This window comes from Pseudomonas sp. MPDS (assembly GCF_013283895.1).
Classification (GTDB): domain Bacteria; phylum Pseudomonadota; class Gammaproteobacteria; order Pseudomonadales; family Pseudomonadaceae; genus Aquipseudomonas; species Aquipseudomonas rhizophila.
In genome coordinates this window covers 44219-56631 of the sequence record NZ_CP054128.1, presented here as the reverse complement: position 1 = coordinate 56631, position 12413 = coordinate 44219, and the positions used below count along the sequence as shown (strand labels likewise).

The window sequence follows — 12413 nt, the reverse complement described above, 5'->3', positions numbered from 1 at the left end:
CGAGCATGAATTCAGTGGCGGCGGAGGGGTTGGTGGTACGGCCATCGCAGGTCAGCGATGGGCCGTTTCTGCAGAGTCTTTACCAGACGGCGCGAGCGGATCTGCAATGGATCGACGGCGAGCACGAGCAAGTACAGCAGGTGATCGCACAGCAGTTCCAGGTGCAGGAGCAAGGGCTTGGGGATAACTTCCCCAACGCCATGCATTACGTCGTGGAAAAGCTCGGCACCGCCATTGGCGCCTTGAGCACTGATTTTGGCCCCAATGAAATCCGTGTGCTGTACCTGGCGTTCATCCCCCAGGCGCGCGGGCAAGGTTACGGTCGGGCCGTGCTGCAAGGGGTACAGAAAGCCGCACAACAGATCCGCTGCCCGGTGGCGACCGTGGTCTGGAGCAGTAACCCGCACGCACGCCAGCATTACCTGGCATTGGGCTTTGAAGTGCAGGAGCGCAACCCGGCGGCGGAGCGGCTGGTTTGGTATCCGAAGGGGAACTGAGCTGCTTCTGGCTCGTGTGGGAGCGAGCCTGCTCGCGATAGCGGTGGTTCAGTTTGAAGTGATGTTGGCTATGCCACCGTCATCGCGAGCAGGCTCGCTCCCACAAGGGATCATCAGTCTTCAGTTAAACGCAATGTAGAAATACCCCAGCGCCGGATCCCGTCCCATGGGCGGTATCCGCGACACAAACACCCCTTCGAGTCTTCCCAGTTCTGGCACCTCCAGGCCACAGGGCCCGTCCACGAAGTCCGTGTTCTGCAGGCTGTTGAACTCCACGCTGAACGGCATGCGCTCAGCGTTCGGCATCTTCGCCCGAGGTGCTTGCTCGAGGGTTTCGAACCGCACGGGCAGGGTACTTCCATCGGGTAGGGTCAGGTTGCTGACCTGGCCCAGCAGCGGCTGGAAATGACGGCTTTGGACTTGCAGCAGCATCTCGGCGCTCCAAAAGGCCGGAGGACCGCAGCCCTCCGGCGGGTGATCAGTTACGGGAGGGGAAAAAGCCTTGCAGGGCGATGCTGAAGTTGATCGCCAGGAACGGGTTCATGATCGCCATCGGTGTACTGCTTCCCGCTGGGGACACCGTGCCGCTGATGGTGGTGGTCACGCCTTGCAGCGCTACCGGTGAAGCGCCGAGCTGGTCGGAATAGATATTCGCTGCGCCCGGTCCGGTGCCCGAGGTGCCGATGAACGAGTTGGTGGCCGTTGGAGTATTCACCGGATTGCTGGCCGGGTTCGCCAGCTGCAAAGCGGTCGCGGCGGTAGCCCCTGTGAGGGCGTGAGTGTGCGCGGGCAGGTTGGCCTGCGTCGCGGTGACGTTTTCGGTGCCGGAGATTTCGCCGATGACACGCGGCGTCAGGCCCAAACCGTTGCCCATGCCCATGGGCAGGCGACCCTGCAGGTTGGGGAGCATGAAGGTGGTCTGGCCGTTGCCCCCGTACGTCACGCCGATCAGGGCGAATAAGGTTTGGTACTGGGAAAGGGCAAGCGTCTGCCCGTTGCACAGGGCCCAATCTCTGGGCGCGAAGTTGAAGGCGAACGACTGGATAGTGCCGATGAATACTTCCATAGAATCCTCATCCATCAGGTTATTGGTATGGCGACTCGTCACGCACGGCTGAGCGTAGACCGAGATATTTCATTCTGCTGGGCTGGAAGGGAGGAAAAATGTTGTCCAGTGGCTTAATCGATTCAGGTTCGCATGGCGCCTATACCGTCCATCTTTTTTACAGATCTGGCTGGGTTTGATATCAAAGTAGTACTAGTCGCGGATTATTTCCTCAGCTACGCTTTGCGCTACAAATGGAATACAAACAAGGTGAAGGGATTGCCGCAGTTTCACTTTATCTCCGGTTTACCGCGCTCGGGCTCGACCCTGCTTTCTGCCATTTTGCTGCAGAACCCGCGCTTTCATGCCGGCATGACCAGCCCCGTCGGTTCGCTGTTCAGCAGCGTCCTGCAGCAATGCAGCGCCGGCAGTGAGTTTGGCTCGGTGATCGACACCGACCTGCGCCGTCGCCTGTTGCGCGGGCTGTTCGACTCCTACTACGCCGACAAGGCCGACAAACCCGTCATCTTCGATACAAATCGCCAGTGGTGCGCCCGCTTGCCTGCGTTGCAGGACCTGTTCCCCCAGGCCAAGACCATCGCCTGCGTGCGCAACGTCGCCTGGGTGCTGGACAGCCTGGAGCGGCTTTACCGCGCCAATCCGTTCGAGAACACCAAGCTGTTCAATGACGATGACGAGCGCAACACCGTCTACAGCCGCTGCGAAACCCTGGCCCAGCGCAACCGCCTGGTTGGCTTTGCCTGGACAGCGCTCAAAGAGGCGTATTACGGCGAAAACGCCGAGTCCATGTTGATCGTCGACTATGACCTGTTGAGCCAGGCCCCGGAGCGGGTGATGCGCCTGGTGTACGAGTTCATCGGTGAGCCCTGGTTCGAACACGACTTCAATCACTTGACCTATGACGCACCGGCCTTCGACCAGGCCTTGGGCGTTGCCGGCCTGCACAAGGTCAAGCCCAAGGTCGCGCCGCAAGCCCGGCGGACCTTGTTGCCGCCGGATCTGTTTGAAAAGTATGCCGAGTTGTCGTTCTGGCGCGATGGGTCCGCCAGCGCTGCCAATGTCATTCGTATGAAAACCGACGCCGCGGTCAACTGATTCGCGGTTTTTTCATTTGCGTGTTTAAAAAGTTCGAGTCCAGGTGAACGTCATGTGGTGGAGCAAAGGCAAATCGCGGGTAACCGAGGGCGCACAGGCCCTGGCATCGCCAATGATCATGTCCCTGGAGCCGCGAATGCTGTTCGACGGCGCGGTGGCGGCGACCGTGGCCGATGCCGCACAGGCGGACGCCCAACCCACTGCAGACGCGGCCAAGACGCCTGCGGCTGACCAGGCTTCAGACAGCCACGCGCCTCAAGGGCAGACCGATGCCACCCAGGCCGCTGTGCCCGGCAAGGCCGTGGTGTTTGTCGATTCCCGGGTCAAAGACTCGGCCAGCCTGCTCGAAGGCGTCGCGCCCGGTACCCAGGTGGTGCAACTGGATGCCACCAAGGACGGCCTGCAACAGATCGCCGATTACCTGGACACCCACCAAGGCATCAGCTCGGTGCAGATCATCGCCCACGGCAACGCCGGCGATCTCTGGTTGGGCAGCAGCTACCTGTCGGCGGACAACGTTGAGGCCCGCAGCGAGGTGCTGGCGCAGATCGGCCAGGACATGAACGCCGGTGGCGATATTCTGATCTATGGCTGCTACACCGCTGAAGGTGACCGTGGCCTGAGCCTGGTCAATTCACTGGCGCAGTTGACCGGCCGCGACGTGGCGGCGTCCATCGATCGCACGGGCCTCGGCGGCGACTGGGACCTGGAAATCGCCACCGGCAACATCGAAAGCGCCAACGTGCTCTCTGCCAATGCCATGAGCGAGTACCAATGGGGCCTGGCCACCTGGACCGCTACCAACAACCTCAATTCCGGTATTGGTTCTCTGCGCGCCGCTTTGGATTCTGCGCAGAATGGTGACATTGTCACGTTCAATGCCGGCATGACTGTCGCGCTGACCCAGGTGCTGGTGGTCGACAAGAACGTCACCATCGATGGCGATCTCAACAACGACAACGTGGCCGACGTCACCCTCGATGGGCAATACCGCACCCAGATCATCAACGTGACGGCCGGCACCACGGCGACCCTCGATGGCCTGGTGATTACTCGCGGTATGGTGGCGGGTAACGGCGGTAATGGCGGCGACGATGCGCTGGTGTCAAAGGGGGGCGGGATCTATAACGCCGGCACCCTGACCCTGAGGAACGTCACCGTCACCGCGAACGCCGCTTCGGGTGGCGGCGGCGGTGGTGGTGTCACGCCGCAATACGCCGGCGGCGGTGGTGGCGGCGGTGGCGCGATCACTGGCGGTACGGGCGGCAAGGGCGGCGATACCCTCAACGCCACGGGCTCCAACGGCTCGGCCGGCCAGGGCGGCGCCGGGGGGGGCTTCTTCAACATGGGCGGGCGTGGTGGTTCCTCCACCGGCGGGGCTGGCGGTTCCGCGTATCCGGGCTACAGCACGGGCTCCGCAGGCGGTACAGCCGTCAGCGGTGGGCTATCCATCGGTGGCGGTGGCGGTGGCGACGGCTATAACGATATTGGCGGCGCCGGTGGCGGAGCGGTCGGTGGTATCTACAACGACACCGGCGCGACCCTGCGAATCATCGGCAACTCGGTCATTTCCAACAACGTCGGCGCGGGCGGCGGCGGTGGTGGCGGTGGCGCTGGTGGTGGTTACAACCACACGGGCGGTGCCGGCGGCGTCGGTGTCGGGGCCATCTGGAACAAAGGCTCGATCCTGATTACCGCCGCCAACTTCGCCGCCCTGGCCGGCAACGTCGGTGGCAGCGGCGTGGGTGGGACCAGTGCCGGCACCGCGGGTGTTTCGCCGGCGTCGGTGGCCAACGTCTACGGCGATGGCGGCACCATCAACACCAACTATGTGCCGGACGAGACGCCGCCCACCGCGACCGTCGTGGTGGCCAATACCAACCTGAACTCCGGTGACACGTCGCTGGTGACCATCACCTTCTCCGAAGCTGTCACCGGCCTCACTGCGGCCGACCTGACGGTGCAGAACGGCACCATCGGCACCTTGACCAGCGGCGACGGTGGCATCACCTGGACCGGCACTCTGACCGCGGCCAGCAACATCGCCGACACCACCAACATCATCACCCTGAACAACACCGGGGTTGCCGACCTGGCCGGCAATGCCGGCGTGGGCACCACCGACTCGAACAATTACGTGGTCAACGACACCGTGGCGCCCACGGCGTCCATCGTGGTCAGCGATACTGCCCTTCGGGTCGGTGAAACCTCGTTGGTGACCATCACTTTCTCCGAAGCGGTCAGTGGTTTTACCGCAGCGGACCTGACGGTGGCCAACGGCTCGATCAGCGGCCTGAGCTCCAGCGACGGTGGCATCACCTGGACGGCCACCTTCACACCGGACGCTGCGATCACCGACACTTCCAATCTCATTGTCCTGAATAACACCGGCGTGGCGGACCTCAATGGCAACGCCGGCGTGGGGACGACCAACTCCAACAACTACGCTATCGACACCCTGCGTCCGACAGCGACCATCGTGGTCAGCGACACTGCCCTCAGGGTCGGTGAAACCTCGGTGGTGACCATCACCTTCAACGAGGCGGTGAGCGGTTTTACCACCGCTGACCTGACGGTTGCCAACGGTTCGGTTACCGGGTTGAGCAGCAGCGACGGCGGTATCACCTGGACCGGGACACTGACCCCGAGCGCCAGCATCAGCGACACCACCAACCTGATCACACTGAACAACACCGGCATTGCCGATCTGTCCGGGAACGTTGGCACCGGCACCACCGATTCGAACAACTATGCAATCGACACGCTGCGTCCCACCGCCACCATCGTGGTGGCCGATACTGCGCTAAATATCGGCGAAACATCGCTGGTGACGATCACTTTCAGCGAAGCTGTCACGGGCTTTACCCTGGCAGACCTGACTGTGGCCAATGGCTCCTTGAGCGGGCTGAGCAGCAGCGACGGCGGCATCACCTGGACCGCGACGCTCACCCCGAGCGCCAGCATCAGCGACGCCACCAATCTGATCATCCTGGCCAATACCGGTGTGGCGGACGCGGCCGGTAACACCGGCAGCGGCACCACCAGCTCCAACAACTATGCAGTCGACACCCAGCGACCCACCGCTAGCATCGTTGTGGCCGACACCGCGCTGAGCGTTGGCGAAACATCCCTGGTGACCATCACCTTCAACGAAGCGGTAACAGGCTTTACCGCCGCCGACCTGACGGTCGCCAACGGTACGATCACCGGCCTGAGCAGTGGCGACGGCGGCATCACCTGGACCGGCACGTTGACACCAAGCGCTAGCGTCAGCGACACCAGCAACCTCATCACCCTGGATAACACTGGTGTGGCGGATGCGGCGGGCAACGTCGGTACGGGCACCACTGATTCGAACAACTACGCCATCGACACCGCGCGTCCGACCGCGACCATCGTGGTCGCCGACTCGACCCTTGGCGTCGGCGAAACCTCGCTGGTGACAATTACCTTCAGCGAGGCGGTGACCGGTTTCACCCTGGCCGACCTTACCGTTGCCAACGGCAGCCTGAGCGGGCTGAGCACCAGCGATAACATCACCTACACCGCGACTTTCACGCCGAGCGCGGGCGTCAGCGATAGCACCAACCTGGTCACGCTCAATAACACGGGCGTGGTGGACGGCGCGGGCAACACCGGCAGCGGCACCACCGATTCGAACAACTACGCCGTCGACACCCTGCGTCCGACCGCCACCATCGTGGTCGCCGATACGGCGCTGAGCGTCGGCGAAACCTCGCTGGTGACCATTACCTTCAGCGAGGCGGTCAGCGGGTTCGACAATTCGGACCTGAGCGTCGCCAACGGTACGCTGAGTGCGGTCAGCAGCAGTGATGGCGGCCTTACCTGGACCGCCACCTTCACTCCGGCCCTCGGCGTCACCGACACCTCCAACGTCATCACCCTGAACAACACCGGGGTCAGTGACGCGGCGGGTAACTCCGGCACCGGCACTACCAACTCCAACAATTACCAGGTCGACACCAACGTACCGACGGCGACCATCGTGATTGCCGATACCACCCTGAGCATCGGCGAGACGTCATTGGTCACCGTGACCTTCAACTCGGCGGTCAGCGGGTTCGACAATTCGGACCTGACCGTCAGCAACGGCACGCTCAGCACCATGAGCAGCACCGACGGCGGCGTCACCTGGACGGCCACCTTCACGCCGAGCGCCAGTATTTCCGACACCAGCAACGTGATCACGTTGGACAATACCGGCCTGATCAATGGCGCGGGCAACGCCGGTGTCGGTACTACCGACTCCAACAACTACACCGTCGACACGGTGCGCCCAACGGCGACTATCGTCGTGGCCGACACCGCCATTGCCGCCGGCGAGACCTCGCTGGTAACCATCACCTTCAGCGAGGCGGTGACCGCGTTCACCAGTGCCGACCTGACGGTTGCCAACGGCGTGATTTCCGGCCTGAGCAGCAGCGACGGCGGCATCACCTGGACCGCGACCTTCACGCCGACCGCTGGCGTCACCGACACCAGCAACGTCATTTCGCTCAATAGCGGCGGTATCGTCGACCTGGCGGGCAACGTCAACGTCGGCACGACCGACTCCAATAACTACAGCATCGACAGCCAGCGTCCGACCGCGACCATTGTGCTGAGCGACTCTGCGCTGAGACCGGGCGAAACCGCTCAAGTGACCATTACCTTCAGCGAGGCGGTGACCGGCTTCACCAACGCCGACCTGAGCGTGGCAAATGGCACATTGAGCGCGGTGAGCAGCAGCGACGGCGGCTTGACCTGGACCGCCACTTTCACGCCGGACCTGGGCGTGACCGACGCCACCAACCTGATCGTGCTGGACAATACCGGTGTGAGCGATGCGGCGGGCAATACCGGAACAGGCACCACCAACTCGGCCAATTATGCCGTGGAGACGCGGGTGCCAACGGCCACCGTCGTGGTGGCTGATAACGCCCTCAGCGTGGGGGAAACCTCGTTGGTGACCATCACCTTCTCGGAGGCCGTCAGCGGTTTTGACAATGCCGACCTGAGCGTGAGCAACGGCACACTGAGCAACGTCTCGTCCACCGACGGCGGCGTGACCTGGACAGCCACGTTCACCCCGACGAGCAATATCACCGATACCAGCAACCTGATCAGCCTGGACACCAGCGGTGTGGTCAACGTGTCGGGCAACAACGGTGTCGGCGTGGTGAACTCCAACAACTACGCCATCGACACGGTTCGCCCCGGCGCCACCATCACAGTGGGCGACACCAGCCTGGGCATCGGCCAGAGCACTACTGTGACCATCAGCTTCACCGAGGCAGTGTCCGGTTTTGACTTGTCGGATCTCAGCGTCGCCAATGGTGTGTTGTCCAACCTCACCAGCAGTGACGGCGGCCTGACCTGGACGGCGACCCTGACGCCTACCGCGGGCGTCAACGATGCCACCAACCTGATCCTGCTCGACGCCAGCAATGTGCAGGACCTGGCCGGCAACGCCGGCGTGGGCATCGCGATTTCCAGCAACTACGCACTCGACGCCACCCGGCCGACGGCCACCATCGTGGTCGCCGACCCGAACCTGACGGCGGGCGAGACGACTCTGGTGACGTTCACCTTCAGCGAACCGGTGACTGATTTCGATCTGTCAGACCTCAGCGTCACCAACGGTGAACTGACCAACCTGACCACCAGCGACGGCGGTAGGACCTGGACGGCAACGTTCACGCCCACGGTGAACCTCACGGACCCGAGCAACTTCATCGCTCTGGACACCAGTAACGTCAGCGACCTGACAGGCAACGCCGGAGCAAGCGTGGCGGTGTCCAACAATTACGCCATCGACACCGTGGTGGCCAACGATGTGAAGCCACCGCCGGAGTTCCTGACGTCCGACCCTGTCACGGTCGTGCCGCCCTCCGAGGTGCCGTTGCAGCCGATTGTCTTTACGCCGCCAACCGGTGACCTCGGCTCGCCGCTGGGCTTTCCACCGCTGTTTGAACAACGCGACGTGGGCGGCGGCATTCGGCCGATCGGCGACATTTTCATCAACCGTGGTGCACTGGCGCCGAGCTATATCGCCCAGGTATTCAGCTCCGACGCTGCGGGCGATGGCTCCGGCCAGGGCTTCCTGGGCTTCGGGGGTGGCGATGGCGGGGTGTTCGGCAGCAGCACGATCGCCGGTCTGTTCAGCCAGGATGCCGGTTCCGATGGTGAATCGCTGGACGCCTTCGACAGCCAGTCGATGCAGGGCGGTGATGGGTCTCAAGGGGTATTCGGCGCACCAACCCTGGGCCAGCAACTTCAACAACTCAAAGACACCGAGCAGCGTCAGGTCGACAGCCTGGCAATGGCATTGCAACAGGTCGGCATGAGCCAGGCGCAGGCCTGAACAACTAAAAAATTGGGGCAGCCAGGGGCAATCCAGGGAATGAATAGAAGTCAGAAGTTATTCGCAATGAGTGTGCTGGCGTTGACGGTCAGCGGATGTGCGGTCACCAGCGAGCCGATCGAGCGTAGCGTCAGCGAACAGCGCGCCCGGACCGACCTGCAGAATATGTACAAGGATCAGGAGCCCCTCAGCGGCCCGCTGACCCTGCACCAGGCCATGGCCCGTGCGGTGAAGTACAACCTTGAAGGCCGTTTGAAGATCATGGAAGAAGCCCTGGCCAAGCGTCAGCTGGACCTGGCCAGTTTCGACATGCTGCCGCGCATGGCCCTGGACGCGGGCTACGTGGGCCGCAACAACGTCAGCGCTTCCAGCAGCCAGAGTGTGGAAACCGGTACCCAGTCTCTGGAACCGTCGACCTCCCAGGACCGCGATCGCGAAGTAGCCGACCTGACCATGGTCTGGAACGTGCTCGATTTCGGCGTGAGTTACATCAGCGCCAAGCAGGCCGGGGACCAGCGGCTGATCGTGCAGGAGCGTCGGCGCAAAGTCATCAACACCATCGTCCAGGATGTGCGTTCGGCTTACTGGCGAGCCATGGCCGCCGAGCGCCTGCTCAAGCAGATCGACAGCCTGATGGTCCGAGTCGATACGGCCCGCGGCAACAGTCAGAGCATGAGCGAGCAACGCATTGGCGACCCAGTGCAGGCACTGGGTTACCAGCGTTCGCTGATCCAGGCCACCCGCCAGCTCGAAGAGCAGCGCCGGGCGTTGTCCCTGGCCAAGACGGAACTGGCGACGCTGATCAACCTGCCCCTGGGCACCGAGCTGACCTTGGCCACCCAGGATGAGTACGTCATCCCGGAACTCAAGGTCGACCTCGCGCGCCTGGAACAGGAAGCCCTGACCAGTCGCCCGGAACTGCGCGAGCAGGACTACCAGACGCGCATTACCGCCGCTGAAACCCGCAAGGCCATGCTGCGCCTGTTACCTGGGCTGGAGTTCTCCGCTGGGGGGCATTACGACAGCAACTCGTTCCTGGTGGAGCAGGGCTGGGCTGACTATGGCGTGAAGGTCACCTGGAATCTGTTCAACGTGATCTCCGCCCCGGCGGCCATCAACGTGGCCAAGGCCGGTGAAGAGGTCGCGGCGGCGCGGCGCCAGGCGATGTCGATCGCCGTGCTGGCGCAGCTGTACGTGGCCAATGCCAATTACCGCGAGGCGCTGCGCCAGTTCAAGACCAGCCAGCAGCTGTCGGAGATCGATGGGCAGATCGTGGGTCAACTGCGCAACCGCCATCAGGCCGCCGGCTTGGGTGAGCTGGACCTGATCCAGGGCGAACTCAATACGCTGCAGGCTGACTTGCGGCGGGATCTGGCCTATGCCGACCTGCGCAACGCCTACGGCCAGATCTTTGCCAGCGCTGGCCTCGACCCGTTGCCCGATGAAGTGCAATCGACCCAAGTGCAGTCCATTGCCACGGCGTTGGCCAACCGCGAAGCGGCGTGGGCCCAGGGCGATATCGCGGTGCCGACCGCGGCGGTGACCCAGTAACAGGCCGTACGCATGGTGCGCCCGGCGTTTTCCCGGCTGCCGGTAACGGTGAACCTGCCTTTGCTGTTGCAGGCACTGGCAGCCGTTGAGGACGATCATTGGCAAGGCCACTTCAACAGCGCGTACTACAGTGGTGACTGGAGTGGCGTGGCGCTGATTTCGGCGGTCGATGCCTTGACCCCGTTGTCTCCCGGGCGCGGTCAGCCCGTGCAGCGCGCGCTCTGGTCAGAGGATGACCGGTGGCACGAGGCGTTGCGCGACTGGCCGTTGGAGATCGTCTCGGCCCGCTTGCTGCGACTCGGTCCCGGCGGGTGTATCCACGAGCATCGCGATTATGACCTGGGTGGCGCGAACGCCGATCTGCGCCTGCATGTGCCGCTGCTCAGCCCGTCTGGCGTGGATTTCTGGCTGGATGGGCAACGCATTCCGATGACGGCGGGCGAATGCTGGTTTCTTGATCTGTCGCTGCCTCATCGCGTCGATAACCACAGCAGTCAGCCGCGGATTCATCTGGTGCTCGATTGCCGCCCCAGCCCATGGCTGCAACGGCAGGTCGCCGCCGGGCTGCTCAGCACACCGGCAATCGTGGCTGAGCGAAGTGATCTGGTGTGCTTTGAGCAGCTCGTTGAAACCGACCCTCACCTTGCCCGGACTTTGCAGAGCCTGCATGACGTAGACGCTTTCATTGAGTGCGCAATCGCGATGGCTGCCGCACGCGATTTACACGTTACCCGGGAGCAATTGCAGGCGACCATGCGCAACGGTCGCCGGCAGTGGAGTGATCAGTGGAAGGCCTGAACCTGGACGGCTGGCTGCCGATCCGCGTGTGGCAAGCGGCGGGGCAGTGGCGGGTTGACTGGTGCTGGTTCGGGGAGGAGCGATTGTCGCAACCGTTCTTCGGCGACGCGGTGGAACACGCCCTGCGGTTGCCCTTCAATCAGGCGTTCCGCCGCCAGACAGCCTTGAGCGCCCTGGACCAGTGGAGACAACAAAGCCCAGGCCTGCCCCCGAGTGCATTTATTTTCCATGCCTCCCGCTGTGGCTCGACATTGATCAGCCAGATGCTGGCGCAACTGGACGACCACATCGTCATTTCAGAACCGCCGCCTCTGGATACTCTGCTGCGCAGCGATATGGTGCACGCTGACCGCTGCGTGGCACTCAGGGGGCTGATGTCGGCCTATGGGCAGCGCCGCCGAGGCGTGGAACAGCGGCTGGTGATCAAGCTTGACGCCTGGAACATCGGTGAACTGGCGCTGCTGCGCGAATGTTTTCCCGACACGCCTTGGTTGTTCGTGTACCGCGACCCTTTGGAAATCGCCGTTTCCCATTGGCGTCGTCCCGGCATGCACATGGTGCCGGGGATGATCGGGACAAGCGTGTTGGACGACGGATTGCCCTTCGGCGGCCAGGAAGATTTCATCGCGCGCCGGCTGGGGCGGTTGTTGCAGGCGGGGTTGGAGCACTGCCATGAGTTTGCCGGGCTGGCGGTTAATTACGCTGAGTTGCCTGATGCGATGGCAGGGCGGCTGGCGGTGTTTTTCGGGCTGAATGACGCCCAGCGCCGGCAAGTGTTTGCCATGACGGGGCAGCATGCCAAGCAGCCGGGGCAGGCGTTTGCCGGTGATAGCGAGGACAAGCGTCGGGAGGCTTCGTCACGGCTGCGCAATCAGGTGATGCATTGGGCGCAGGGGGCCTATGAGGCGCTCGAAACCTGGCGCGTTGGCCGGCATCAATGTTGACTGACCCTGCGCAATCGCGAGCAGGCTCGCTCCCACATTTGTTTTGTGCTGGTTTGAGTATCCGCGACTGCCCTCAATCCCCTGTGGGAGCAAAGCTT

The 12413-nt window shown here is 63.0% G+C and carries 8 protein-coding genes; 6 read left to right on the top strand and 2 right to left on the bottom strand.

Annotation, left to right across the window (positions count from 1 at the left end):
* Positions 1–5 precede the first annotated feature (5 nt).
* Entirely contained in the window at positions 6–497 is a 492-nt protein-coding gene (locus HQ912_RS00255) for a GNAT family N-acetyltransferase (protein ID WP_047230437.1), read from the top strand.
* A gap of 120 nt (positions 498–617) precedes the next feature.
* On the opposite strand, the gene HQ912_RS00250 is transcribed toward HQ912_RS00255, so the two are convergent.
* Together HQ912_RS00250 and HQ912_RS00245 are read right to left on the bottom strand one after the other, a co-directional pair.
* Positions 618–929 carry a DUF6916 family protein gene (locus HQ912_RS00250; protein WP_047230436.1) on the bottom strand — a complete coding sequence of 104 codons (312 nt, stop codon included), beginning with the start codon at positions 927–929 and terminating at the stop codon, positions 618–620.
* 46 nt (positions 930–975) lie between these two features.
* Positions 976–1563 carry a phage tail protein gene (locus HQ912_RS00245; RefSeq protein ID WP_047230435.1) on the bottom strand — a complete coding sequence of 196 codons (588 nt, stop codon included), beginning with the start codon at positions 1561–1563 and terminating at the stop codon, positions 976–978.
* A gap of 249 nt (positions 1564–1812) precedes the next feature.
* Between HQ912_RS00245 and HQ912_RS00240 the strand changes: the two genes are divergently transcribed.
* From HQ912_RS00240 to HQ912_RS00220, 5 genes are read left to right on the top strand one after another with little or no spacing between them, the layout of a single operon-like run.
* Entirely contained in the window at positions 1813–2658 is an 846-nt protein-coding gene (locus tag HQ912_RS00240) for a sulfotransferase family protein (RefSeq protein WP_107321355.1), read from the top strand.
* Positions 2659–2710: 52 nt separating this feature from the next.
* Positions 2711–9022, top strand: coding sequence for an Ig-like domain-containing protein (locus HQ912_RS00235; RefSeq protein ID WP_173406322.1), 6312 nt, complete (start codon positions 2711–2713; stop codon positions 9020–9022).
* A 39-nt stretch (positions 9023–9061) separates the two neighbouring features.
* Positions 9062–10573 carry a TolC family protein gene (locus HQ912_RS00230; protein ID WP_076383244.1) on the top strand — a complete coding sequence of 504 codons (1512 nt, stop codon included), beginning with the start codon at positions 9062–9064 and terminating at the stop codon, positions 10571–10573.
* A 12-nt stretch (positions 10574–10585) separates the two neighbouring features.
* A complete protein-coding gene (locus HQ912_RS00225; RefSeq protein ID WP_107321357.1) occupies positions 10586–11371 on the top strand; it encodes an aspartyl/asparaginyl beta-hydroxylase domain-containing protein in 786 nt (261 codons plus the stop codon).
* Entirely contained in the window at positions 11359–12315 is a 957-nt protein-coding gene (locus HQ912_RS00220) for a sulfotransferase family protein (protein WP_173406321.1), read from the top strand. The genes HQ912_RS00225 and HQ912_RS00220 overlap by 13 nt, the downstream gene beginning before the upstream one ends.
* The last annotated feature ends 98 nt before the right edge of the window (positions 12316–12413 follow it).